Below are 26,240 nucleotides of genomic sequence, written 5' to 3' on the forward strand. Positions count from 1 at the left end.
AAGTTTCGGCAATTCTTCGCCGTGGACGACCCGATCTAGGCCAGCCTCGCCAAGAACGGGGGCAGCCGCGCCCAGGCATGACGCACAGGACGATAACACCTACTGAGCATCGCAATCGAGCCTCTTGACATCGATCGCAGACGACGCCTATGTTGCCGCCATATGTAACGAGGTTGTTGCGGAAATTTTCGCGCAGCCGAGCCCCGGAGGGCACCGTTCGATCGAAGGGGTGGCATGGCAGGTCAGGTACCGGTCGGGACGGACTTCGCACCCGCGCGCTGGCGCGACCCGAAGCTGCCGCCGACCGAGCGCGCCGAGGTACTCCTGCCGCTCATGACGCTGGAGGAAAAGATCGCCCAGCTCGTCGGCGTCTGGGTGGGCGCCGACGCCGAGGGCGGTGGGGTGGCTCCGCACCAGGCCGACATGATGGGCGGCGCGCCGTGGAGCGAGGTCATCCAGCACGGGCTGGGCCAGCTCACCCGGCCGTTCGGCACCGCGCCGGTCGACCCGGCGCTGGGCGCCCGCTCGCTGGCGGTCTCCCAGGCCGAGATCGCGGCCGCGAGCCGTTTCGGCATCCCGGCGCAGGTGCACGAGGAGTGCCTCACCGGCTTCGCCACCTGGCGCGCGACGGCGTACCCGACGCCGCTGTGCTGGGGGGCCGCGTTCGACCCGGGCCTGGTCGAGGAGATGGCCGGGCACATCGGCCGGTCGATGCGGGCGGCCGGCGTGCACCAGGGGCTCGCGCCGGTGGTGGACGTGACCCGCGACTACCGCTGGGGCCGCACCGAGGAGACCATCGGCGAGGACCCGTACCTGGTCGGCACCGTCGGCGCGGCGTACGTGCGCGGTCTGGAGGACGCCGGCGTCGTCGCCACGCTCAAGCACTTCGCCGGCTACTCGGCCTCCCGCGGCGGCCGCAACCACGGGCCGGTGTCGATGGGGCGCCGGGAGCTGGCCGACATCGTGCTCCCCCCGTTCGAGATGGCGCTGCGCCTGGGCGGCGCCCGTTCGGTGATGAACTCCTACGCCGAGATCGACGGCGTCCCGGCCGCGGCCGACGAGGCCCTGCTGACCGGCCTGCTGCGCGAGGAGTGGGGCTTCACCGGCACGGTCGTCTCCGACTACTTCGCGGTGAAGTTCCTGCTGACGCTGCACGCCGTCGCCGCCGACCCGGTCCACGCCGCCGCGCTCGCCCTGCGCGCCGGCATCGACGTCGAGCTGCCCACGGTCGACGCGTTCGGCCCCGCGCTGGTCGACGCGGTCAGCTCCGGCGCGGTGGACGAGGCGCTGGTCGACCGCGCGGTGCGCCGCGTGCTGGCCCAGAAGGCCGAGCTCGGCCTGCTCGACGAAGACTGGCAGCCGCTGCCCGACGGCGTCGACGAGCTGCGGTTCGACGACGAGACCGGCCGCGACATCGCGCTGCGCCTGGCCCGCCAGTCGATCGTCCTGCTGCGTAACGGCGACGGCCTGCTGCCGCTCGCGCCCGGCGCGCGGGTGGCGCTGGTCGGCCCGGTCGCCGACGACCCGCTGGCGATGCTCGGCTGCTACGCGTTCCCGACCCACGTGGGCGTGCGGCACCCGGAGCACGAGGTCGGCGTGGAGATCCCCACGCTGCGGGAGGCCCTGGAGCGGCTGCGCCCCGGCCTCACGTACGTGCCGGGCTGCGCGATCACCGGCGACGACATCACCGGCATCGCCGGTGCGGCCACGGCCGCGGCGGAGAGCGACGTCTGCGTGGTCGCCGTCGGCGACCGCGCCGGCCTGTTCGGGCGGGGCACGTCGGGCGAGGGCTGCGACGCCGCCGACCTGCGCCTTCCGGGGGTCCAGGCAGAGCTGGTACGCGCGGTGCTGGCCACCGGCACGCCCGTGGTGCTGGTGCTGCTCTCCGGCCGCCCGTACGCGATCGGCGACGAGTTCGACACCGCCTCGGCCATCGTGCAGGCCTTCTTCCCGGGGCAGCGGGGCGCGGAGGCGCTCGCGGAGGTGCTCACCGGCGCGGTCAACCCGTCCGGGCGGCTGCCGGTCGGCATCCCGCGCGACGCGGGCGGTCTCCCCACCACCTATCTCGCGCCGCCGCTCGGCCGCCGCACCCAGGTGTCCTCAGTGGACCCGACACCGGCGTTCCCGTTCGGGCACGGCCTCAGCTACACGTCGTTCGAGTGGTGCGACGCGGCCGGCGACGCCGAGTGGCCGGTCGACGGCGAAGCGACCGTGCAGCTGACCGTCCGCAACACCGGCACGCGGGCCGGCGCCGAGGTGGTCCAGCTCTACCTGCACGACCCGGTCGCCCAGGTCACCCGGCCGGTGATCCGCCTCGTGGGATACGCCCGGGTGCCGCTGGCGCCGGGCGAGACCGCGCGGGTGACGTTCACCGTCCCCGCCGACGTCGCCGCCTTCACCGGGCTGCACGGCCGGCGCGTGGTCGAGCCCGGCGACGTGGAGCTCCGCTTCGGCCGCTCGGCCGGCGACCTGGTGGCCGCGGTGCCCCTGCGCCTGACCGGTGCCGAGCGCGAGGTCGGCCACGAGCGCCGCTTCCAGGCCCTGGCGCGGGTCGACCGCGCCGCGCCGGTACCGCAGCACGCCGTTCGGGAGGGACTCGGCCGGGAGGGCACCGCATGAGTACACCGAAAATATTGGATCCCCCACCGACGACGTTGGCGCAGCCGCCGCTCCCGCCGGTGACCCGCAAGGTGCGCAAGGGGCGGCAGAGCTGGCGCCGGGCGTTCCGCCGGGACTGGCAGCTCTACTCGCTGGCCCTGCTGCCGCTGGTGTTCTTCGTGGTCTTCCGATACCTGCCGATGATCGGCAACGTCATCGCGTTCCGGCGGTTCCGCCCCGGCGGCAGCATCTTCGGCGAGTACTGGGTCGGGCTCCGCTACGTGAAGATGTTCCTGAGCGACCCGACCTTTTGGGACGTCTTCACCAACACGCTGATCCTGGGCGGGCTGACCCTCCTCGTCTGCTTTCCGCTGCCGATCGTGCTCGCGCTGCTGCTCAACGAGGTCCGCACCCGCTACCTCAAGCGCTTCGTCCAGTCGGTGTCGTACCTGCCGCACTTCCTCTCCATCGTGATCGTCGCCGGCATGATCATGCAGATGCTGTCGGTCGACGGCGTGGTCAACCAGCTCGTGAACGCGCTCGGCGGGGAGCCCAGCGCGTTCCTGCAAAAGCCCGAGTGGTTCCGCACCATCTACGTCTCGTCGGAGGCGTGGCAGACCGTCGGCTGGGGCACGATCCTCTACCTCGCCGCGCTCACCACCATCGACCAGGACCTGTACGAGGCGGCGCGGATCGACGGCGCCAACCGGTGGCGGCAGACCTGGCACGTGACGCTGCCCGGCATCCGGCCGACGATGATGACGCTGCTGATCCTCAACATCGGCACGTTCATGGCGGTCGGCTTCGAGAAGATCCTGCTGATCTACAACCCGCTGACCTACGAGACCGCGGACGTCATCTCCACGTACGTGTACCGGGTCGGCATCGTCTCCGGCAACCTCAGCTACGCCGCCGCCATCGGGCTCTTCGAGTCCGTCATCGGGCTGGTGCTCGTGCTGTCGGCGAACTTCATCTCCCGTCGCACAGTGGGGACGAGCCTGTGGTGACCCTCGACGCGCTCCGGCGGCCCACCCGGCGAAAGCCGGGAATCCGGCCCACCCGCGGCTACCGCGCCTTCCAGGTGGTCAACGCCATCGTCCTGACCGGCGTGGTGGTCGTGACGCTCTACCCGTTCATCAACATCGTGGCCCGCTCGATGAGCGACCAGGCCAGCATCATCTCCGGCGAGGTTAACCTGCTGCCGAAGGGGTTCAACGTCACCTCGTACGAGCACGTGATGTCCGACTCGATGTTCTGGAGGAACTACCGCAACACCGTCTACTACACGTTCGTCGCCACCAGCGTCGCCCTGATCCTGACGACCACGTACGCCTACGTCCTGTCCAAGAAACACCTCAAGGGCCGGACGTTCCTGGTCGCCGTCGCGGTGTTCACGATGTTCTTCAACGGCGGCCTGATCCCCAACTACGTCCTGGTGACCAGCCTCGGCCTGAAGAACTCGGTCTGGGCCATCGCCCTGCCGAACGCCATCAGTGTCTTCAACCTCCTCGTCATGAAGGCGTTCTTCGAAAGCCTGCCGACCGACCTGGAGGAGGCGGCGGCCGTCGACGGCCTCAGTACCTACGGGATCCTGCTCCGGATCGTGCTGCCGCTGTCGAAGGCGATCGTCGCCACGATGGTGCTTTTCTACGCGGTCTCCTTCTGGAACTCCTGGTTTTCCGCGTTCCTCTACATGGACCGGCAGGAGCTCTTCCCGGTCACCGTCTACTTGCGAAACCTCATCGCCGGCTCGACCGGTGCCGAGTTCGCCGGCGCGATCGCCGAAACGGACGAGGCGCAGGTCGACGCCACCATCAAGTCCGTCACGATCGTGCTCACCACGCTGCCAATCCTGACGGTCTATCCCTTCATCCAGCGGTACTTCGTCTCCGGCATCATGCTCGGCGCCGTGAAGGGCTAGCCGTCCGCTTCATTCGAAGTATTGACTGTCTAGAAAGGACGGTGCGATGTTCCTACGATCCCGGCGTCGTGCGGTGGCCGCGGCGGCCAGCGCGCTCGCTCTCACGCTGGGGCTGACGGCCTGCGGCGACGACAGCGACCCCGCCGAGGAGCTTTCCGCCAACCGGGCCGGCGCCATGGAAAGCTACAACGTCGGTGACCAGTTCAAGGCCACGGAGCCGATCAGCTTCTCGATGCTCTACAACAACCACCCCAACTACCCGCTCAAGAACGACTGGCTCTTCTGGCAGGAGCTCACCAAGCGGACCAACGTCACGCTGGAGCCGTCCGCCGTGCCGTTGAGCGACTACGAGCAGAAGCGCAGCGTGCTGATCAGCGCCGGCGACGCCCCGCTCATCATCCCCAAGACGTACCACCCGCAGGAGAACGCGTTCGTCTCCTCCGGCGCGATCCTGCCGGTCAGCGACTACATCGACCTGATGCCCAACTTCAAAGACAAGATCGCAAAGTGGAACATGGCGCCCGAGATCAACGGGCTGCGCCAGTCGGACGGGAAGTTCTACCTGCTCCCCGGGCTGCACGAAAAGCCGTGGCAGGACTACTCGCTGGTCGTCCGCACCGACATCCTCCAGGAGCTCGGGCTTCAGACGCCGAAGACCTGGGACGAGGTCTACACGATGCTCAAGGCGATGAAGGCCAGGTATCCGGACCTCTACCCGTTCACCGACCGGTACAGCCAGCCCAAGCCGACCGCCAACCTGTGGAACATCCTCGGCTCGTCGTACGGCGCGCCGGGCGGCTGGGGCTTCAACCACGCCACCTGGGACGCCGCCGCCGGTAAGTACTTCTACACCGCGGCGAGCCCGCAGTGGAAGGCGTGGGTCGAGTACCTCAACAAGCTCGTGTCGGAGAAGCTGCTCGACCCGGAGAGCTTCACCCAGACCGACGACCAGGCCCGGTCGAAGCTGGCCACCGGCAAGTCGTTCGTCATCACCGGCAACGCGCAGGCGCTCGTCAACGACTACCGCCCCGACCTCTCCAAGAACCCGGCGGCGAAGCTCGTCAAGATCCCGCTGCCGGTCGGACCGGCCGGGGAGGTCAACCCCGCTCCCCGCACCGAGAACGGCGTCATGATCTCGTCGAAGGCCAAGGACAACAAGAACTTCGTGGCCATGATGCAGTTCATCGACTGGCTGTTCTACTCGGACTCCGGCCAGGAGTTCGCGAGGTGGGGCATCGAGGGCACCACGTTCACCCGGGACGCCTCCGGCAAGCCGCAGCTCGCCGACGACGTCAACGTGATCGGGCTGCACCCGAACGCGCCGAAGCACCTGCAGAAGGACTTCGGCTTCTACAACGGCATATTCGCGTACGGCGGCAAGCCCGAGCTCGTACAGTCGTTCTTCTCGCCGGAGGAGCAGGAGTACCAGGCGGTCGTCGGCGCCCGCCAGCCGGCCCCGTGGGTGGCGCCTCCGCCGGCGCCGTTCACCGACGAGGAGCGCGAGCAGGCGACCCTGTGGGAGACCACGCTGCGCGACTACGTCGACCAGCAGACGCTACGGTTCATCCTCGGCCAGCGGCCGCTCAGCGAGTGGGACGCGTACGTGAACGAGCTGAAGAGCAAGAACATGGACCAGTACATGGAACTGCAGCAGAAGGCCTACGACCGCTACAAGAAGGAACACGGCTGACCGTGCGGGTCTCCGTACCGAAAGAGCCGACCGGCCGGTTGTCCGACGCTTGGCGCTACTGCGTCGGCACCGGCCGGTTCGAGCTCGCCCTGCGCCGCGACTACCAGGACTCCCTGGCGACCGTCCAGCGGGAGATCGGCTTCCGCCACATCCGCGGGCACGGCCTGCTCAGCGACGGCGTCGGCATCTACCGGCCGTACGAGCACCGGGGCGCCCGCCGCGTGCACCACTCGTTCACCTACGTCGACCAGGTCGTCGACGCCTACCTCGACCTGGGCATCAAGCCGTTTCTGGAGCTGGGCTTCATGCCCGCCGAGCTGGCCTCCGGCGACCAGACGGTCTTCTGGTGGAACGGCAACGTCACGCCCCCGCGCTCCTGGCCCGAGTGGGCCGACCTGGTCCGCGCCACCATCTCCCACCTCGTCGACCGGTACGGCCTCGCCGAGGTGCGCGGCTGGCCGATCGAGGTGTGGAACGAGCCCAACCTCAAGGAGTTCTGGGCCGGCGCGGACCAGGAGGCGTACCACCGCCTGTACGAGCTGACCGCGCACACCGTCAAGGAGGTCGACGCGGAGCTCCAGGTCGGCGGCCCGGCCCTGGCCCCGAGCGCCGGCGACTGGCTGCTCCGCTTCGCCGACTTCGTGGCCGCCCGCGACGTGCCCGTCGACTTCGTCAGCCAGCACGCGTACACCTCCGGCTCCGCCCAGCACGTGCCCTTCGGCACGCACCAGCGGCTGGCGCCGTCGAGCCGCCTGCTGGAGCAGTTCGCCGGGCCGGGGCGCAAGCTGCGCGGCACCGCCCTGGCCGGGCTGCCGGTGCACATCACCGAGTTCAACTCCTCGTACCGGCCGGACAACCCGATCCACGACACCGCGCTCAACGCCGCGTACCTCGCACCGGTGCTGGCCGCCGGCGGTGACCTGGTCGACTCCTTCTCGTACTGGACGTTCAGCGACGTCTTCGAGGAGGTGGGCGTACCGACGGCGCTGTTGCACGGCGGGTTCGGCCTGCTCGCCCACCGCCAGGTCAAGAAGCCGACCTACCACCTGTACGCGTTCATGGCCCGGATGGGCGACCTGCTCCTGACCCGCGGCCTGGACCACCTCGTCACCCGCGACGCCACCGGACGGGTGACGGTGCTGGCGTGGGCGCCGGTGGACATCAGCGGCCGCGACGCGTCCCCGACCGGGCACACCGTGCGGCTGTCGATCCCGCTCGATGCTCCACAGAGGACGGCGTTCGCGCTGCGTTCCTCGGTGAGCGAGGAGGCGGGCAACGCCTGGGCGGCCTGGTCCGCGATGGGCCGCCCGCGCTCCCCCGACCAGCGCCAGCTCGACCTGCTGCGCGAGCTGGCCGAGCCGGTCCGCCGGCATCAGGCGCTGCCGATCGCGGGCGGCCGCGTCGACCTCGACCTCACCCTCGACCGCCACGAGGTGACGCTGGTGGAGATCACCGCCGTCGCCGACGAGACCCCGCCGTGGTGGGACGAGGACCGGCTACTGGGCACCGGAAGGGAAGAGAGATGAGCGGGAGTCGCGAGGCTACGGGCCGGGACCACGACGGCGGACGAGCGCCGAGCGACGGAGCGTGGCAGGCACGCGCCAGTACGAGGCGCCACTTCGGCAACGGTCCCCTGTCTCAGGGTGCGGCCCTGGTCTACACGCTGCTCGTGGTCGAGCTGCTCATCCTGCTCACCGCGCTCCCCGGCCTCGTGCCGCTCCTCCTGCTCACCGCCGACAGCAGCAACATCCCGCTCGCCGCCGCGTGCGCGCTCCCGCTCGGCCCGGCCGTCTCCGCCGCGCTGTACGCCTTGCGCCGGCGCAGCGGTGACATCACCGACCTCCATCCGGCCCGGGCGTTCTGGCGCGGGTACCGGCTCAACGTCCTGGCCAGCCTGAAGGTCTGGGTGCCGGGTGTGGCGTGGCTGGCCGTCATCGGGCTCAACCTCGCCAACTTCGGTGCCGCGGACGTGCCCGGCTGGTGGGCGGCGCTGCTCGTGGCGATCGCGGTCGCGACGGCCCTGTGGCTGGGCAACGCCCTGGTGATCACCTCGCTCTTCTCGTTCCGCACCGTCGACATCGCCCGCCTGGCGCTGCTCTTCCTCGCCCGTACGCCGGCCGTGACGCTCGGCAACGCCTGCCTCGTGGCGCTGGCGGCCCTGCTCACCGCCGCCACCTCCGAGGTGGTGCTGATCCTGCTGGGCTCGGTGTTCGCGTTTGTCCTGCTACTCACCTCCCGCCGGATGATCACCGCGATCGAGGAGGAGTTCACGGCATGAAGGTTCCGTACGGCGGCGACTACAACCCCGAGCAATGGCCCGAGCAGGTGTGGAAGCAGGACTACGAACTCTTCGACGCCGCCCGGATAGACACCGTCACGCTCGGCGTCTTCACCTGGGCGCAGACCCAGCCCGCCCCGGACATGTACGACTTCACGACGCTGGACCGGATCGTCGAGCGGGCCGCCGCCGAGGGGCGCCAGATCTGCCTCGCCACCGGCACCGGCGCGCTGCCGCCCTGGCTGGCCAAGGCGCACCCCGAGGTCAACCGCACCGACTTCGAGGGGCGGCGCCACCGGTACGGCCAGCGGCACAACGCCTGCCCCAGCTCTCCGGTGTTTCGCCGCCTCTCCGCCGAGATGGCGCGCCGCGTCGCCGCCCGGTACGCGGGCAACCCCGCGGTGATCGCCTGGCACGTCGGCAACGAGTACGGCGGTGCCTGCTACTGCGACCTCTGCGCGGCCGCCTTCCGTGGCTGGCTGCGCGCCCGGTACTCCACTGTGGAGCGGCTGAACGCGGCGTGGAACACGACGTTCTGGTCGCACACCTTCACCGACTGGGACGAGATCGAGCCGCCGTCGGCGCTGACCGAGCACTGGCGCGGGCCGGACCACACCGCGTTCCAGGGCATCACGCTCGACTACCTGCGGTTCATGTCGGACGCCATGCTCACCAACTTCCGCGACGAAAAGCGGGCGATCCGCGAGTCCGACCCGCACACCCCGGTCACCACCAACTTCATGGGCATGTACCGGCCGATCGACTACCACCGCTGGGCGCCGCATCTCGACTTCGCCTCGTGGGACAACTACCCGCCGGACGACACCTCGCAGGCGCGGATGGCGCTCACCCACGACCTGATGCGCGGGCTCAAGGACGGCCAGCCGTTCTGGCTGATGGAGCAGACGCCGAGCTACACCGCGTCCCGCGACGTCAACCCGCTCAAGCGGCCCGGCCTGATGCGGCTGTGGAGCTGGCAGGCGGTCGCGCACGGAGCCGACGCGGTGCTGTTCTTCCAGATGCGCGCCTCCCGCGGCGCCTCCGAGAAGTACCACGGCGCGGTCATCGGCCACAGTGGACGCTCGGACACCCGGGTCTTCCGCGAGGTCGCCGAGCTCGGCGCCGAGCTGGAGCGGGTCGGCGGCGTGACGCTCGGCGCGCGTACGCCGGCCCGGGTCGCGCTCCTCTTCGACTGGGACAGCTGGTGGGCGCTGGAGATCTCGGACGGGCCGTCCCGCCTGGTCCGGTACCAGCAGGTGGTGCTCACGTACCACCGGGCGTTGTGGGATGCCGGCGCCGACGTCGACGTGGTACCGGTGACCGCCGACCTCTCCCGGTACGACGTGGTGATCGCACCGGCGCTGCACATGGTCAAGGGCGACCTGGCCGAGCGGCTGGAGCAGGTGGCCAGCCGGGGCGGCTCGGTGGTGACCACGTTCCTGTCCGGGCGGGTGGACGAAGACGACAACGCGTTCCTGGCGGACGTGCCCGGCCCGCTCGGCCCGCTGATGGGGATCCGGATCGACGAGTGGGACGCGCGCGGCCCGGAGTTCGTCAACCCGGTCTGCTTCGACAACGGCCCGATCGTCGACGCGCGGCTCCTCTTAGAGCTGGTGATCCCGCAGGGCGCGGACGTCGTCGGCACGTACGGCGAGGACTTCTACGCCGGTACGGCGGCGGTGACCCGCAACGTCTTCGGCGCCGGCTACGGCTGGTACGTGGGCGCCGGGCTGGACCAGACCGGCGTCTGCTGGGTGGTCCGGCAGGTGCTCGACTGGCACAACCTGAGCGGCCCGTACCCGGACGTGCCCGACCTGGAGACCGCGGTCCGGGTCACCCGGGACGGCACGCACCTGCTCTTCCTGCTCAACCACAACCCCGAGCCGGTCGAGGTGGTGGCCCGGGCGGGCGGCCTCGACCTGCTCACCGGCGCACGCGTCCACATCGGACAGGTGATCCGGCTGGACGCGCGCGGCGTGATGGTGCTGCGTCAGTAAATCGTCCGGCCCTTCTCGTCGGGCACGCCGGACTTGCGGTAGAAGTATGTGTTGATCTGGTCGCGCCACTCCGCGGCCGAGCGCACCTGCTCGTCGAGGCGCTCCCGCACCCGCGCGTCCAGGTCGGCGTCCACCTGGCCGGCGAGCCGCTCCCAGAGCCGCCGCATCTCCACGGTCCGCTCGGCGCCGGCGAAGTGCGTGTCGTAGATGTGCTGGATCACCGTCGAGCCGCTGTGCAGCACGTGGCCGTACGGCACGTGGTGGAAGAAGAGCAGCAGCTCGTCCGGGCACCGCTCCAGCGACTCGTACACGTCGGACCAGGGCCGCGGGTACTGCCCGGTGAAGCCGGTGCCGGTCGCGCGGGTGCGGTCGACCCCGACGCCGTCGCGGTCGGCGAAGTGGTACGTGCCCCAGGGCGTGTACTCGTACCCGTCCACGTCCGGGCCGTAGTGGTGCCCCGGTCGCACCATGAACCCCACGCCCAGCGGCGCCGTGTACGACTCGTACGTGCGCCACGAGTCGTCCAGGATCGCGTGCAGCGCCGCCCGGTCCACGTCCGGGCCGAGCGCGAGGTCGATCCACTCGTCCAGGATGGACAGTGGGTCGAGCGACGGGTCCCAGGCGAAGCGGCCGAACGCGTAGAGGTTGGCCTGGGCGAGCGGGTGCCCGGTCCAGAACCGATCGTCGCCGACGTTGGAGACCGCGATCAGCTCCTTGGCCAGCCCGGCCACGTCGCGGTCCGGGGTCAGCGGGAAGCCGAGCACCTCGCTCCACATCGGACCGAGGTAGCAGGCGTGCCGTTGCTGCCCGGTGTACTCCTGCGTCACCTGAAGCTCGACCGCGACGTTGGTGGCCGGCATCGCGGCGATGACCGGGGAGATCGGCTCGCGGGTCTGGAAGTCGATCGGGCCGTACTTGACCTGCAGGATGGCGTTGTCCCGAAACTTGCCGTCGAGCGGGGCGAAGTGGTCGTACGCGGCGCGGGCCCGGTCGGTCGAGCGGTCCCGCCAGTCCTGGCGGTGGTTGTAGACGAACGCGCGCCAGTGCACCACGCCGCCGAAGGGGGCCAGGGCGTCGGCGAGCACGTTCGCGCCGTCCGCGTGGTCGCGCCCGTACCCGAACGGGCCGGGCTGCCCCTCGGAGTCGGCCTTGACCACGTAGCCGCCGAAGTCCGGGATCGCCTCGTACACCCGCCGGGTGGTCTCCGCCCACCAGGCCCGCACGCCCTCGTCGAGCGGGTCGGCGGTGGGCAGGCCGCCGAGCATTACCGGCGCGGCGAAGTTGACCGAGAGGTGCACCCGGATCCCGTACGGCCGCAGCACGCCGGCGACCGCGGCGACCTCACCGAGCCGGTCGGTGAGCAGCCGCGCCGCGGCCGCCTGGACGTTGACGTTGTTGATCGTGATGGCGTTGACCCCGGTGGCCGCGAGCAGCCGCCCGTACGCGCGCACCCGGGCGAGGTCGCACTGCGCGCCGTCCCGCCAGAAGATCGAGCCGCCCGAGTAGCCCCGCTCGACCTGCCCCATCACCGGGTTTACCGCGACGTTGTCCCAGTGGTCGAGCATCCGCCGCCGCATCGCCGGCAGGTGCCGCTCCACCGGCCGCTCCCCGGTGAACGCCGCCTCGCCGAGCCGTACCACGTGGAAGAAGCCGTAGAGCAGTCCGGCCGGCGCGCCGGCCAGCACGACCGTGACGCCGTCCCGCCGGTACAGCTCGAAGCCCTCCTCGCCGAGCGCCCCCACCTCGCCGGTCACGCGGAGGACGAGCTCGGCGTCCTCGTCGACGGTGGCGCCGACCTCCGCGCGGACGGTGTCCACCAGCGTGCCGGTGCCGTGGACGGCCACCCGGCGCGCCGCGATCGCCCGGAACGCCGCCGGCGGAAGCCAGGCCGGATGCACGCCGGCAAGCTCATCGGTGCTCACGGAACCTCCCCAGGTCAGAACTGTTCCGTAAATTTACCGGAAGATGCAGCCGGTACCGGGGCAGGCGTTGAACTGTTGCCACGCGGTGCCCGTTCTAGTTGTCGTGCGGACCTTGACCTCCCCCGCCGAACCGGCCGCGCCGCCGGTCCCGCCGGAGGAGCCCGGCAGGCCGCCGCGGCTCGCGCGCATCCGGCCGGTCGCCGGCCGCATCGCCACCGTCCTGGCCTGGCTGCTGGTGATCGGGGCGCTCCTGCTCCCGAACGAGCTCGCCAAGGTCACCCCGTGGACGTTCCTGCGGATCCCGATCGAGGCGGTCGTCGGCATCGCCGTGCTGCTCGCGCTGCCGCCCCGCCCGCGCCGCGTGCTCGCCCTCCTCGGCGGCGCCGGCCTGGGCCTGGTCACGATCCTGAAGTTCTTCGACATCGGCTTCTACTCGGTCCTCGACCGGCCGTTCGACCCGGTCTTCGACCTGAGCCTCTTCGACCCCGCGCTGGTCTTCCTCACCCAGTCGATCGGTCGGGCCGGCGCGATCGGCGCGGTCGTCGGCGCCGTGCTGCTGGTCATCGCGGTGATCGTGCTGATGACGCTGTCGGTGCTGCGGGCGACCCGCCACGTGGTGACCCACCAGCGCACCGCCACCCGGGCCGCCGCGGCGCTGGTCCTGGCCTGGTTCGTCTGTGCCGCGCTCGGCGCGCACGTGGTCTCCGGCGCGCCGCTCGCCGCCAGCGACACCGCCGGCATCGTGCGCGGGCACGCGGCGCAGACCCGGAGCAGCCTGCGCGACCAGCAGGCGTTCGAGGGGGTGGCGGCGGTCGACGCGTTCCGGAACACACCTGGCGACCAGCTGCTGACCGCACTGCGCGGCAAGGACGTGATCTTCACGTTCATCGAGAGCTACGGCCGCGACGCGATCGAGGACCCGCTGTACGCGCCGGAGGTCGGCGCGGTGCTCGACGACGGAACCCGCCGGCTCGCCGCCGCCGGCTTCGACTCCCGCAGCGGGTTCCTCACCTCGTCGACGGCGGGCGGCGGGAGCTGGATGGCGCAGGCCACGTTCAACTCCGGCCTCTGGATCAACAACCAGAAGCGGTACCGCTCGCTGGTCTCCAGCGACCGCCTCACGCTCACCAGCGCCTTCGAGCGGGCGAACTGGCGGACGGTCGGCATGATGCCGGGTGTGACCAAAGCCTGGCCGGAAGGGCGCTTCTACGGGTACGACCAGGTCTACGACGCCAAGAACGTGGGTTACCAGGGGCCGGCCTTCGCGCTCGGCACGATGCCCGACCAGTACACGCTCTCGGCGTTCCAGCGGCTGGAGTACGGCCGGGCCGGGCGCGGGCCGCTGATGGCGGAGATGCCGCTCACCTCCAGCCACGCGCCGTGGGCACCGCTCCCCCACATGATCGACTGGGGTGACGTCGGCGACGGTTCGGTCTTCGGCCCGATGGCCAAGGCCGGCGACTCCCCGGAGGAGGTGTGGCGCGACGCCGACAAGACCCGCGCCGGCTACCGCACCTCCATCGTGTACTCGCTGAACGCCCTCATCGCGTACATCGAGAAGTACGGCGACGACAACCTCGTGCTGGTCTTCCTCGGCGACCACCAGCCGGCACCGCTGCTCACCGGCAAGGGCGCCACCCACGACGTACCGATCACGATCCTCACCCGCGACCGCGCGGTGCTCGACCGGATCTCCGGCTGGCACTGGGACCCAGGCCTCAAGCCCGGCAAACAGGCCCCGGTCTGGCGGATGGACACCTTCCGCGACCGCTTCCTGACCGCGTACAGCCCGCCGCGCTAGCGTGTGGCGGTCGTTGGGGCGCCTGGCCGCCGTCGTGGTCAGCCTGGCCGCGCTGGTCGGCGTGGTCCGGCTCGTCGTGCCGGTCACGGCCGGCACCGCGGGAGAGCCATTCGGGGTACGCCGCCAGCTGGCATCCTCGCAACCGCCACGCCGTTCCCGCAGCCGCGCCCTCCGCGGCTCACTCTCAAAGCGCCTCGCACCGCGCCGCTGTCCCTTGATCGGCGCCCTCAGATCCGGCCGGAGGCGCAGATCGTGGTACGTAGCTGCCCCTCCAGGGGCACCCGAGTACCACGATCTACTCAGAGTCAGCCGGCGTCGACGTCGATCAAGGAGCGGTCCTTCCGAGGCGCGGTCGAGGCGATCCCTGGTGGCGCGGAGGGTGACGCCGCGGGAACGCACCCCAAGAAACGCTCCGCTGCGCTCCACGTTTCCCCGGGGACCCTGCGCAACGGTCTGGACCAGCGCGGACATCGCGGTAGCCCAACTCTTGGAACAGATCGTCTAGCCCTTGGCGTCGCGGGCGGCGGCGATGAGGGCGGTGATCTCCTCCTCGGTCGCCTCCTTGCCGATGCCGAGGCTGGCCAGGAGCCCGCTGCCGTTTTCCTGCTCCAGCAGCGCGAGCAGGATGTGCTCGGTGCCGACGTAGTTGTGGCCGAGCCGCAGCGCCTCGCGGAAGGTCAGCTCCAGGACCTTCTTGGCGTCCGCGTCGTAGGGGATCAGCCCTTCGAGCCGCTCACCGCCCGCCGGCAGGGCCGCCGTCGCCGCCTCCCGGACCCGATCGAGCGTCACGCCCTGGTCGACGATCGCCTTGCCGGCCACCGCCTCGGGCTCGGTGAGCAGGCCGAGCAGGACGTGCACCGGGCCGATGAAGGCGTTGCCGGCGGCCCGCGCGGCCTCCTGCGCCTCCACCACGACGGTGCGGGCCCGCGGCGTAAACCGGCGGAAGCCCTCCAAGGGGTCGAGGGTGAACGGCTCGCCCTTGCCCACGAACCGCTTCTGCGCGGCCTGCTTGGTCACCCCCATGCTCTGGCCGATGTCGGTCCAGGAGGCGCCGGAGCGGCGGGCCTGGTCGACGAAGTGGCCGATCAGGTGGTCGGCCAGCTCGCCCAGATGCTCGCCGGCGAGCACGGCGTCCTTGAGCTGCTCAAGGGGTTCGCTGTGCACCTGCTTGATCCCGGCGATGAGGTCGTCGAGCTTGATTGATGGCATCGTCATGCCGTCAACCCTAGGTTGACGACCGGCCCGCGTCAACCTCAAGTTGACGGCACGGGCGGCCGGGTCGCCTCGCGGTGGCCTACCGGGCAATTCCGTCCGTTTCTCTCGCGCGATACCGGATATCCACCGTTCGGCGGACGGGCGGCTGGCGTGAACGAAATGAACGACCTCATCTCATCCACCCCGGAGGGTAGTCCGAATGGCTGAGTCGACCACCGGGCGCGCGCTCGCGACTGTCAGCAATACGACAGGAGAAGGTGCTGCGTACATGACCATTGACGGCTAGTCAAGATTTGCTGACGCAAAGTCGCGACTGCTTCACTCTGCATAGTCATCCACCGCCTTCCGGCGCTTTCCAACAAAGCGCGAATCCGTTTCCCATGTGCAATTCGGAATGCGGTGGACCGTGCCCCAAAAAAGGGGAGGAGAAGCGCCATGCGCGTACGCAGCCGCCGCCAGAGGAGATTCATGGCGACCCTGTTGGCCGGGTGCCTAGCCAGCTCCGGCTGGGCCCTCGTCCCGGCCCGTGCCGCCGCGGCCGATCCGGGCGTGGAGCCGTCCAACGTGACACTCACGCTCGGCCCAGGGGGATCCGCCGACGTCACCAAGGTCGTCCACACCCCGCCCATCCCGCCGAACCCCGACCTGGTGTTCATCGCGGACACCACCGGCAGCATGGGCGGCGCCATCGCGAACGTCCGCACCAACGCCGCCGACATCCTCAGCGAGGTGAGCGGCGCGCAGCCGACGGCGCAGTTCGCGGTCGCGGAGTACAAGGACTTCACCGACTCCTCCCCGTTCCGGGTGAACCAGGGCCTGACCGGCGACGACCCGGCGGTGCAGGCGGGCATCGACCAGTGGGTCGCCTCCGGCGGAGGCGACTTTCCCGAGGCCAACCTCAACGCGCTCTACGAGGTGGCCACCGGCGCGATCGCGTTCCGGCCGGACAGCACCCGGATCGCGGTCATCTTCGGCGACGCGCCGTCGCACGACCCCAGCGGTGGTCACACGCTCGCCGACACCTCGGCCGCGCTCCAGGCGGCGGGCATCCGGCTCGTCGCGGTGGACGTGGGCGCGCTGGACAGCTCCGGCCAGTTCAGCAACCTCACCGCCGCGACCGGCGGGGTGCTGCTCAGCGGCGTCGCCGGCGACGAGGTCGCGGACGCCATCCTCGCCGGCATCAAGGCCATCGAGGTCACCGTCACGCCGAAGGTGGTCTCCTGCGCGGCCGGCGTCTCCGTGACGTTCTCCCCCGCCAACCGCACGGTCACCAGCGGCGAGGACGCCACGTTCACCGAGCACGTGGCGCTCTCCGGCAGCGTGCCGGCCGGCGCCCACCAGTGCACGGTGGACTTCCTGGTCGACGGCGAGAGCCGCGGATTCATCCAGAAACTCACCGTCAACGTTCCCGGGCTGAAGATCAACGACGTCGAGGTCCCCGAGCCGGGCGGGCCGGCGGTCTTCACCGTCACCCGGACCGGGCCCACCGACAACCCGGTGACCGTGAAGTACGCGACCGCGAACGGCTCGGCGACCGCGCCGGGCGACTACACGGCCGTGAACGGCACGCTCACGTTCGCCGCGGGCGAGACGACCAAGCCCCTTCCCGTACCGATCAAGGATGACGCGGTGAACGAGCCGGACGAGACGTTCGCGGTCAACCTCTCCGCGCCGACCGGCGCCGCCATCGTCGACGGCGCGGGCGTGGGCAAGATCCTGGACAACGAGCGGGACGGCTCGTTCTCCTGCCAGGCGACCGCGGTGAAGATCGCCAGCCTGAAGGCCGCCCAGGCCAACCCGGCCGACGTACCGTGCGCCGACGACGCCGCGACCGTCGCGCAGTCGACCCTGAACGCCGGCATCGTCAAGGTCCAGACCAGCGTGCTGGACGCCCGTACCGACCAGACGCCCAACAACCTCAACAGCGCGCCGCCAGCCGCGGGCGACAGCGCCACGGCCAAGGCCGGGATCGACTCCACGAAGATCATCGCCGGCCCGGTGGTGATCGAGCTGGGCGTGATCAAGTCGTCGGCCTCGGCGACCTGCACGGCGGGACCCGCGGGGCTGACGCCGAAGTTCGCCGGCGCCTCCTCCATCGCCAGCCTGAAGATCAACGGTCTCCCGGTGACGGTGGGCACCGCGCCGCTGACCATCCCGCTGGTGGTGGGCTCGCTCCAGATCAACAGCACCCAGACGACCGGCAACACCGTCGTACAGCGGGCGGTCTTCCTGGACACGCTGCTGACCGACGTGGTCCTCGCCGAGTCGAAGGCCAATGTGGAGGGTAAGCCCTGCGAGGCCTGACCTGAAGCGCTCCGGACGCGCGGCCTCGGGAGTTCGCTCCCGGGGCCGCGCCTCAACGTGGTAACTGAGTGGTCAGCCAGCCGAACATGCGCTCGTCGGTGAGCTGCCGGGCGAGCGGCTGGCAGTGGAGGTTCGCCCCCTCGGCCGCGGTGAAGTCGACGAGCTCGGCCCGATCGCCGAGCAGCTTCGCCAGCTGTTCCGGCTGCCCGGGCCAGAACTGCTCGCCCTCCGGGTTGGTCACCAGCACCGGGGTGGTGATCCGGCCGAGGGTCTCGTCGTCCAGCGCGTACGTGCGCACCTCGCTGAAGAGGTCGAACCAGTCGTCCCGCGAGCCGTACGGGCGGCTGCGGTAGGTCAGCGTCCGGCGCAGGCCCGGCAGCAGCGTGGCCATCCGCATGTCCCGGTTGAACGCCGCCCGCTCGCCCCGGTCCAGCAGCCCGCGCATGCTGCTGCCCAGCGCGAGCATCCAGCGCGTCGACACGTCCACCACGCCGGGGTCGGCGACCGCCGCGACGAACCGGTGCTCGTACGCCAGCGCGCGCGGCACCCAGTAGCCGCCCTGGCTGACCCCGTACGCCATGAGGCGTCCGGCGTCCACGTCCGGCCGCGCCACGAGCGTGTCGACGACCGGTGTGAGCACCGCTTCCCAGTCCGGCCGAAACGGCACACCGCGCTCGAACAGCATCGACTGCTGCCCCGGACCGTCGTACACGAACGCGTTCCACCCCCGGGCGAGCGCGCCGGCGGCGCCGTTACTCCACTGTGCACTGATCGCGGCGTCGCTGCCGTTGGTGAGCACGAGCGTGGGGCGGAGCGCGCCGGAGGCGTCGGGGCGCAGCAGGTAGCCGGGGAGGGTCGTGCCCTCGTACGGCACGTCGACCCGTACGTGCGCGCCGTCGAACGAGTCGACGAACGCGTCCCAGCACTCCCGGTGCGCCTCGAAAGCCTGCCGCAGGCCGTCGCTGTCGTCGCCCTCCGCGAAGTCGTCGACCACGCAGGCCCAGTAGGTGGCCGCCCGCAGGTACGCCATCCCGGCGCCCCGCGCGTCGCCGCGCGACCGCTGGCTGTCGGCCGACACGCGGGCGCGCCGGGCGGTCTGCGTCCACTGGCGCCGCCAGTCGACCCGCCCCTCGACCCGGTCGACCGTGGCGAGCACCTCGCCGATCTCGCTGGCGCCGTGCACCGCCGCCCCCAGGACCACGCGAGTCTCGTAGTCCAGGTCTCGATCCCGGAAGAAGCCGCGAGAAAAGACCTGATTTGACGGCATTCAACCAATCTAAACCCGCACGGGTACGCCCGGCAGGCGCTTCACGTATCCCGGCGCCACATCGGGGCGCCCGGCCCCGGCCTCGCGTTTCCCCGTGCCGCATCGGGGCACCTCCGATCCATGGCGAAGCGACGGCAGGGAGCTGACATGGACGACAAGGCGAGGCGGGACGGGATCCGGTACGGCGAGGAGACGGTCGCGCGCGGCGCCGGCGGCGAGACGCACCAGATCGCGCGGGACGGCCGGACCAGCCTCACGACGCAGCAGGGCATCCCGGTCTCCGACGACCAGAACACGCTGCGCGCCGGCGAGCGCGGTCCGGACCTGCTGGAGGACTTCCACTTCCGGGAGAAGGTCTTCCACTTCGACCACGAACGGATCCCGGAACGGGTGGTGCACGCGCGCGGTTTCGGGGCGCATGGTTTCTTCGAGGCGTACGAGCCGCTTTCCGACCTGACCCGCGCCGACCTGTTCCAGCGGGCCGGCCAGCGGACCGAGGCGTTCGTACGGTTCTCCACGGTCGCCGGCAGCAAGGGTTCGTTCGACCTGGCCCGGGACGTACGCGGCTTCGCGGTGAAGCTCTACACCCGGGAAGGCAACTGGGACCTCGTCGGTAACAACATCCCGGTCTTCTTCATCCAGGACGCGATCAAGTTTCCGGACGTCATCCACGCCGCCAAGCCGGAGCCCGATCGCGGATTTCCGCAGGCGCAGACCGCGCACGACAACTTCTGGGACTTCGCGTCCCTGATGCCCGAGTCGACGCACATGCTGATGTGGATCATGTCGGACCGGGCTATCCCGCGCTCTTTCCGGTTCATGGAGGGTTTCGGCGTACACACGTTTCGGTTCGTGAACGCGCAGGGACGGTCGACGTTCGTCAAGTTTCACTGGAAGCCGAAGCAAGGCATGCAGTCGGTGGTCTGGAACGAAGCCGTGAAAATCAACGGGGCCGATCCCGACTTCCACCGCCGCGACCTGTGGGACGCGATCACCCAGGGCGCGTATCCGGAGTGGGAGCTTGGCCTGCAACTGTTCGACGACGATTTCGCGGACCGGTTCGCGTTCGACGTCCTCGACCCGACGAAGATCATCCCGGAGGAGGAGCTGCCGGTCCGCCGCGTGGGGCGGCTCGTGCTCGACCGGGTGGTGGACAACTTCTTCGCCGAGACCGAGCAGGTGGCGTTCTGCACGCAAAACGTCGTACCGGGGATCGACTTCACCAACGACCCGTTGCTTCAGGGCCGCAACTTCTCCTATTTGGACACTCAGCTCAAGCGGCTCGGCAGCCCGAACTTCACCCGGCTGCCGGTCAACGCGCCCCGCTGCCCGGTCGCGCACTTCCAGCAGGACGGGCACATGGCCACGATGAACCCGTCGAGCCGCGCCAACTACGAGCCCAACTCCTGGTCGCCGGAGGAGGGCGGACCGCGGGAGGACCCGGTACGCGGCTTCACCACGTACCCCTCGACGGACTCCGGCCCCAAGCGGCGGCTCCGCCCGGAGAGCTTCGCCGACCACTACAGCCAGGCCCGCCAGTTCTACCTCAGCCAGGCGCCGGTGGAGCGGCGGCACATCGTGGACGCGTTCACCTTCGAGCTCAGCAAGTGCGAACGGCCGGACATCCGGGCCCGGATGGTCGCCGGCCTGCGCAACGTCGACGACGACCTGGCCCGTACCGTCGCCGACGGCCTCGGCCTGCCCGCGCTGCCCGATCCGCTGCCGCCGGCCCGCGAGCCGGTCCGTGACCTGGCGCCCTCGCCGGCGCTCTCCATCATCGCGAACGGCCCGGAGAGCTTCGCCGGCCGGAAGATCGGCATCCTGGTCACCGACGGGGCGGACGCCGGGGTCCTGGCCGAGCTACGGGCCGCCGCGGCCGAGGAGAAGACCAACGTCGAGATCGTCGCGCCGGCGGTCGGCGGCGTCGACACCAGCGACGGCAACCACGTCTCCGCCGACCAGAAGCTGGAAGGCGCACCGTCGGTGCTCTACGACGCGGTCGCGATCCTGACCACCAAGGAGGGGGCCACTCAGCTGGCCAACCTGCCGGCCGCCCGCGACTTCGTGACGGACGCGTACGCCCACTGCAAGTTCGTCGGGTACGTCGAGGAGGCGACCGCGCTGCTGGCCGCCACCGGACTGAACGGGCACCTGGACGACGGGTTCGTACGGATCGACGACGGCCAACGCCCGGCGGCCGACTTCCTGACCCGGTGCCGGCGGCTACGGATCTGGGACCGCCAGGCGGCGCCGTCCTGACCTCGGCTCCGGCGCCGCCGTCGGGGGCAGAGGATCGCCGATCGCCCATGGCAAAATCAACTGAGTGCAGATCGGGATACTTGGACCATTCGAGGTTCGCACGGACGGCGGCGCCCTGGCCGACGTGCCGGGTGCCCGGCTGCGCGCACTGTTGGTCGCGCTCGCCCTCGAAGCCGGTCACGCGGTCCCGAAGGCGACGCTCGTCGACTGGATCTGGGGCGAGCAGCCGCCCTCCGACGCGGCGAACGCGTTGCAGCGCTTGGTCTCCCGGCTGCGCAAGGCGCTGCCGGAAGGTTCGGTCGAGGGGCTGACGGACGGCTACCGGTTACGGGTCGAGCCCGAGGCGGTCGACGCCGTGCGGTTCGAGCGCCTCGTCACCCAGGCCCGCGACGACGCCGACCTGCGCGGGGTGGCACGGCTGCGCGAGGCCCTGGCGCTGTGGCGTGGTGCGGCCATGCAGGACGTCGGTCTGCAGGAGAGCGCGGCGTTCGACGCGGCGGTCACCCGGCTCGAAGGGCTGCGGCTCGCGGCCATGGAGGACCGGTTCGACGCCGAGATCGGCCTCGGCCACGGCGCGGAGCTGGTCACCGAGCTGACCGACGTGGTCGCCGCGCATCCGGTACGCGAACGGCTTGTCGCCGCGCTGATGCGGGCCCTGGTCGCGACCGGTCGCGACACCGAGGCGCTGCTGGTGTACGAGCGCACCAGGCAGACCCTGGCCGACACGCTGGGCGTCGACCCGTCGCCGGAGCTGTCCGGGTTGCACGTCGCGCTGCTGCGGGGCGAGTTGGGGCGGCGGGAGGAGCAGCGAAAGACCAACCTGCGCGCCGAGCTGACCAGCTATGTCGGCAAGGACGCCGATGTCGCCGCGGTCCGCGAGCTCGTCGCCGAGCGCCGGCTCACCACGCTGATCGGGCCGGGCGGTACGGGCAAGACCCGGCTGGCCACCGAGACCGCGCGTACCCTGCTCGGCGACCTGCCGGACGGGGCCTGGCTGGTGGAGCTCGCGGCCATCGGTGCCGACGGTGACGTGGCGCAGGCGACACTCGCCGCGCTCAGCCTGCGCGATGCGCTGCTCGGCGAGGCACCGGACGCGGAGCCGACCGATCGGGTCATCGCCGCGGTACGCGAGCGGGCGATGTTGCTGATCCTGGACAACTGCGAGCACGTGATCGAGTCCGCGGCGAGTTTCGCCCATCGGGTCCTCGGCGAGTGCCAGCGGCTGCGGATCCTCGCGACGAGCCGGGAACCGCTCGGCATCACCGGCGAGGCGCTGTGGGCGGTCGCGCCGCTGGCGGTCCCCGCGGCGGACGCCGACGCCGGCGTGATCGGTGCGTCCGCGGCGGTCCGGCTGCTGCAGGACCGAGCCAGCGCGGTGCGCAAGGACATCGCCACCGACGTCCGTACACTATCTACGATGGCGCGCATCTGCCGGGCGCTCGACGGGATGCCGTTGGCGATCGAGCTCGCCGCCGCCAGGTTGCGCACGATGTCTCTCGATCAGCTCGCCAACCGGCTCGACGACCGGTTCCGCCTGCTGACCGGCGGCAGCCGCACGGCGCTGCCCCGGCACCGGACGCTGCGCGCGGTGGTCGACTGGAGCTGGGAGCTGCTCACCGACGCGGAACGGACGGTGCTGCGCAGGCTCTCGGTATTTTCCGGCGGGGCGAGCCTGGAGGCGGCCGAGCGGGTCTGCGCCGGCGATGCGGTCGAGGCGTGGCAGGTGCTCGAGCTGCTGACCGCGTTGACCGAGAAATCGCTCGTGGTCACCGAAGGCGAGGGGGCGCCGCGCTACCGGATGCTCGGCACGATCAAGGAGTACGCCGGGCAGCGCCTCGCGGAGGCGGGCGAGTCGGACCTGGCGCGCCGCGCGCACCTCGCCTACTTCACCGACCTCGCCGAGACCGCGGACCCGCACCTGCGCCGCGCCGAGCAGCTGCGGTGGCTCGCCACGCTCGAGGCCGAGCACGACAACATCGCGGCCGCCATGCGCGGCGCGCTCGCGGCCGGCGAGGCCGAAGGGGCGATGCGGCTCGCCGCTGCCGCCGGCTGGTACTGGTGGTTCAACGGGCACAAGGCCGAGGGCAACGAGCTGATCATGGCGGCCATCGCCGTGCCCGGCGAGGTGCCCGAGGAGATCCAGGCCGTGGTGTACGCGTTCGTCGCCGGGTTTCTGACCTCCGGGCGGGAGAGCGACGAGCGTCAGGCGGCGGAGTGGATCCGGAAGGTGTACGAGTTCAGCCAGCGCGGCCGGCACCGCCACCCCGCGGTGGCGCTCGTCGCCGCGCTGGAGCGCATGCTGCGGACGCCGGACGCGTTCCTGGCCGCCTGGGAGCCGCTGCTCACCGACGAGGACCCCTGGGTCGGCGCCCTCGCCCGGCTGCAGCTCGGCAAGATGCGGATCCTGCTCGGCCAGGGCGGGCGGGACGCGGACGCGTACCTCGAAGCGGCGCTCACCGAGTTTCGCGCGCTCGGCGACCGGTGGGGGATCTCGTTCGCCCTGACCGAGCTGGCCGACCGGCTCGCCATGCGCGGCGAGTTCGCCGCCGCCCGCGAGCACTACGACCAGGCGATCGCGGTCGTCATCGAGGTCGGCGCCATCGAAGACGTCGTGCGGATGCGGTCCCGGCAGGCCCAGTTCTACTGGCTGTCCGGCGACGAGGAGTCGAGCGCGGCCGCCATGGCCGAGGCCCAGCGGTACGCGGAACGGGTCGCCTGGCCGCAGGCGCTGACCGAGCTGGCCCTGGCGAAGGCGGAGCTGGCCCGCTGGAGCGGTGACGCCGAGCAGGCACGCCGGCAGCTCGACGCCGCGACGGCCGTGCTCGGCACCGCGGCCGAGCGGCCACAGATCCGCGCGGTGGCCCAGGACCTGCTCGGGTACCTCGCCGGGGCTCTCGACGAGGCCCGCAAACACCGCGCCGCGGCCATCCAGGCGGCGACCGAGTCGGGCAGCGCGCTCGCGATCGCGCGGGTACTCGTCGGGGTGGCGGATCTGGCGCTGCGCCAGGAGGAGTACGAGCAGGCGGCGCGGCTGCTCGCGGCGAGCGCCGCCGTGGGCGGCCTGGCCGACCGTTCCCAGCCGGACGTTGCCCGGATCGAGCGGGAAGCGCGGCGCCGCCTCGGTGACACGCGGTTCACCGAGGCGGCGCGGGAGGGTGCGCAGGCGAGTTGGGGCGAGTTGGCCGCGGTCACGCTCGCTTCTTGAACGTGGAGGACGCCCAGAGGTAGCCGACGAGGGCGAACCCGACGCACCAGGCGAGGGCGGGGATCACGTCGCCGGCGGAGGGCGCGCCGTTGAGCAGCCCGCGCAGGGTTTCGATGATCGGCGTAAAGGGCTGGTACTCCGCGAACTCCCGGACGCCCGGGCCCATCTTGTCCGTCGGCGAGATCGCGCTGCTGAAGAACGGCAGCATGACCAGCGGCAGCGAGGCCAGACCCGCGGTCTCCGGGGACTTCGCCGCCAGCCCCATGGCGATCGTGAGCCAGCCCGCCGCGAAGCTGAGCAGTACGACGAGGCCGACCACGCCGAGCCAGTCCAACAGGCTCGCCGACGGACTGAATCCCAGCGCGAAGGCGACCCCGACGATCGCCGCGACGGCGAGCATGTTGGTCAGCACACTGGCGATGACGTGACCGGTCAGCACCGCGCTGCGCGGGACGTCCATGACCTTGAACCGGTTGATGATGCCCTTGGTCACGTCGGAGTTCACCGACACCGCAACAGACCCCAGGCCGTAGCAGACGGCCAGCAGGAGCAGGCCCGGCGTCGCGTAGTCGACACCGACGCTGAAAGCGTCACCGAAGACGTACACGAACATCAACATGACCACGACCGGCATCAGGACCGCGTTGAACACCGTTGTCGGGTTCCGGGCGATGTGCTTGAAGTTGCGGCGCAACATCACTATCGACGGCGATTTCATTTCGCGACTACCTCCGTGGTGTGGCCCGTCAGGGCGTCCGTCATGTGGCCTGTCAGGGCCTTCGTGGTGTGGCCCGTCAGGGCGAGGAAAACGTCATCGAGGTCCGGTGTGTGGACGGAAAAGCCTTCGGCGTCGAGCGAGTACTCGCCGAGCCGGTCCAGCAGGGCCCGCACCGCCTTGGTCCCGCCGTCGCTGGGCACCCGCAGGGTCAGGGCCTCGTCGTCCCGGGTGGAGTCGGGGAGGATCCGCGCGGCCGCGTCGAGCTCCTCGGCGGTGCTGAACCGGAGCCGCACGTGGGTACCGGGGATCTGGCGCTTGAGCTCGTCGGGAGTCCCCTCGGCGACCAGGCGGCCCTGGTCGAGCACCGCGATCCGGTCGGCGAGCTGGTCGGCCTCGTCGAGGTACTGGGTGGTGAGGAAGATGGTCACGCCACCCGCCACCAGCTCGCGGATGATCGACCACATCGTGCGCCGGCTACGCGGATCCAGGCCCGTCGTCGGCTCGTCCAGGAAGATGATCCGCGGGTTGCCGACGAGCGTCATCGCCAGGTCGAGCTTGCGGCGCATGCCTCCGGAGTAGGTCGACGCCGGCTTCTGCGCCGAATCGACCAGTTCGAAGCGCTCCAGCAGCTCGGCGACCATCCGCTTGCCGGCGCCCGCGGAAAGCTGGTTCAGGTCCACCATCAGTTGCAGGTTTTCCTGGCCCGTCAGCAGCTCGTCGACCGCCGCGAACTGACCGGTGACCCCGATGGCGGCGCGCACCGCCTTGGCCTCGGTCGCGACGTCGTAGCCGGCGACGTGAATCGTCCCGCCATCGGCCTTCGACAATGTGGTCAGTACGTTCACCGTCGTGGTCTTGCCGGCCCCATTCGGACCGAGCAGGGAAAAAACCGTTCCCGCGCGGACGTTCAGGTCGATGCCGTCAAGCACGACTTTGTCTTTGTATGCCTTCCGCAGATCGGAGGCCGTAATCGCGAAATCCGTCATGCGCCCACTGTCATCGGGCGGCCTGACACCGACCTGACACGCCCCTGTCACGGCAGGTGGCGGCGCCGCGTCAGGGCGG

16 protein-coding genes are annotated in these 26,240 nt (G+C 70.7%); 11 read left to right on the forward strand and 5 right to left on the reverse strand.

The features are described 5' to 3' along the window. Positions 1-234 precede the first annotated feature (234 nt). From RB614_RS09570 to RB614_RS09600, 7 genes are read left to right on the forward strand one after another with little or no spacing between them, the layout of a single operon-like run. Entirely contained in the window at positions 235-2,619 is a 2,385-nt protein-coding gene (locus tag RB614_RS09570; RefSeq protein WP_308712036.1) for a beta-xylosidase/alpha-l-arabinosidase, read from the forward strand. After that, positions 2,616-3,605: an ABC transporter permease gene (locus tag RB614_RS09575; protein ID WP_308712037.1), complete on the forward strand. Its 990-nt coding sequence runs from the start codon at positions 2,616-2,618 to the stop codon at positions 3,603-3,605. Before RB614_RS09570 ends, RB614_RS09575 begins: the two co-directional genes overlap by 4 nt. Further along, positions 3,602-4,519 (forward strand): carbohydrate ABC transporter permease, encoded by a 918-nt coding sequence (locus RB614_RS09580; protein WP_308712038.1) that lies wholly within the window; start codon positions 3,602-3,604, stop codon positions 4,517-4,519. Before RB614_RS09575 ends, RB614_RS09580 begins: the two co-directional genes overlap by 4 nt. 46 nt (positions 4,520-4,565) lie before the next feature. Next, positions 4,566-6,209 carry an ABC transporter substrate-binding protein gene (locus tag RB614_RS09585; protein ID WP_308712039.1) on the forward strand — a complete coding sequence of 548 codons (1,644 nt, stop codon included), beginning with the start codon at positions 4,566-4,568 and terminating at the stop codon, positions 6,207-6,209. 2 nt (positions 6,210-6,211) lie between these two features. Beyond that, positions 6,212-7,735, forward strand: a complete 1,524-nt coding sequence (locus tag RB614_RS09590) for a GH39 family glycosyl hydrolase (protein WP_308712040.1) — start codon at positions 6,212-6,214, stop codon at positions 7,733-7,735. Next, positions 7,732-8,487: a YesL family protein gene (locus RB614_RS09595; RefSeq protein WP_308712041.1), complete on the forward strand. Its 756-nt coding sequence runs from the start codon at positions 7,732-7,734 to the stop codon at positions 8,485-8,487. Before RB614_RS09590 ends, RB614_RS09595 begins: the two co-directional genes overlap by 4 nt. Continuing rightward, on the forward strand, positions 8,484-10,484 hold the full coding sequence (locus tag RB614_RS09600) for a beta-galactosidase (protein ID WP_308712042.1): 2,001 nt from the start codon (positions 8,484-8,486) through the stop codon (positions 10,482-10,484). Before RB614_RS09595 ends, RB614_RS09600 begins: the two co-directional genes overlap by 4 nt. Here RB614_RS09600 and RB614_RS09605 read toward each other — a convergent pair. After that, positions 10,478-12,406, reverse strand: a complete 1,929-nt coding sequence (locus RB614_RS09605; protein ID WP_308712043.1) for an alpha-glucuronidase — start codon at positions 12,404-12,406, stop codon at positions 10,478-10,480. The genes RB614_RS09600 and RB614_RS09605 overlap by 7 nt on opposite strands. 103 nt (positions 12,407-12,509) lie before the next feature. On the opposite strand from RB614_RS09605, the gene RB614_RS09610 reads away from it, so the two are divergent. After that, positions 12,510-14,207 carry an LTA synthase family protein gene (locus RB614_RS09610; RefSeq protein WP_308712044.1) on the forward strand — a complete coding sequence of 566 codons (1,698 nt, stop codon included), beginning with the start codon at positions 12,510-12,512 and terminating at the stop codon, positions 14,205-14,207. Positions 14,208-14,708: 501 nt separating this feature from the next. On the opposite strand, the gene RB614_RS09615 is transcribed toward RB614_RS09610, so the two are convergent. Further along, positions 14,709-15,422, reverse strand: a complete 714-nt coding sequence (locus tag RB614_RS09615; RefSeq protein ID WP_308712045.1) for a Clp protease N-terminal domain-containing protein — start codon at positions 15,420-15,422, stop codon at positions 14,709-14,711. Positions 15,423-15,890: 468 nt separating this feature from the next. Here RB614_RS09615 and RB614_RS09620 point away from each other — a divergent pair, with 468 nt between their 5' ends. Then, a complete protein-coding gene (locus RB614_RS09620) occupies positions 15,891-17,726 on the forward strand; it encodes a Calx-beta domain-containing protein (RefSeq protein WP_308712046.1) in 1,836 nt (611 codons plus the stop codon). A gap of 52 nt (positions 17,727-17,778) precedes the next feature. Here RB614_RS09620 and RB614_RS09625 read toward each other — a convergent pair whose 3' ends face one another. After that, the gene (locus RB614_RS09625; protein ID WP_308712047.1) at positions 17,779-18,993 is read right to left on the reverse strand and encodes an alpha/beta hydrolase family protein; all 1,215 of its coding nucleotides are present in this window, start codon (positions 18,991-18,993) and stop codon (positions 17,779-17,781) included. A gap of 147 nt (positions 18,994-19,140) precedes the next feature. Here RB614_RS09625 and RB614_RS09630 point away from each other — a divergent pair, with 147 nt between their 5' ends. Continuing rightward, complete coding sequence (locus tag RB614_RS09630) at positions 19,141-21,252, forward strand: catalase (protein ID WP_308712048.1); 2,112 nt, start codon at positions 19,141-19,143, stop codon at positions 21,250-21,252. Positions 21,253-21,316: 64 nt separating this feature from the next. After that, positions 21,317-24,457: an ATP-binding protein gene (locus RB614_RS09635; protein WP_308712049.1), complete on the forward strand. Its 3,141-nt coding sequence runs from the start codon at positions 21,317-21,319 to the stop codon at positions 24,455-24,457. Here the strand turns inward: RB614_RS09635 and RB614_RS09640 are convergent. Continuing rightward, positions 24,441-25,175, reverse strand: a complete 735-nt coding sequence (locus RB614_RS09640; RefSeq protein WP_308712050.1) for an ABC transporter permease — start codon at positions 25,173-25,175, stop codon at positions 24,441-24,443. The two genes, RB614_RS09635 and RB614_RS09640, sit on opposite strands and share 17 nt — an antisense overlap. After that, positions 25,172-26,161: an ATP-binding cassette domain-containing protein gene (locus RB614_RS09645; protein WP_308712051.1), complete on the reverse strand. Its 990-nt coding sequence runs from the start codon at positions 26,159-26,161 to the stop codon at positions 25,172-25,174. Before RB614_RS09645 ends, RB614_RS09640 begins: the two co-directional genes overlap by 4 nt. Positions 26,162-26,240: the final 79 nt, after the last annotated feature.

The sequence above is a fragment of the Phytohabitans maris genome, assembly GCF_031085175.1.
In the GTDB taxonomy this organism is placed as follows: domain Bacteria; phylum Actinomycetota; class Actinomycetes; order Mycobacteriales; family Micromonosporaceae; genus Phytohabitans; species Phytohabitans maris.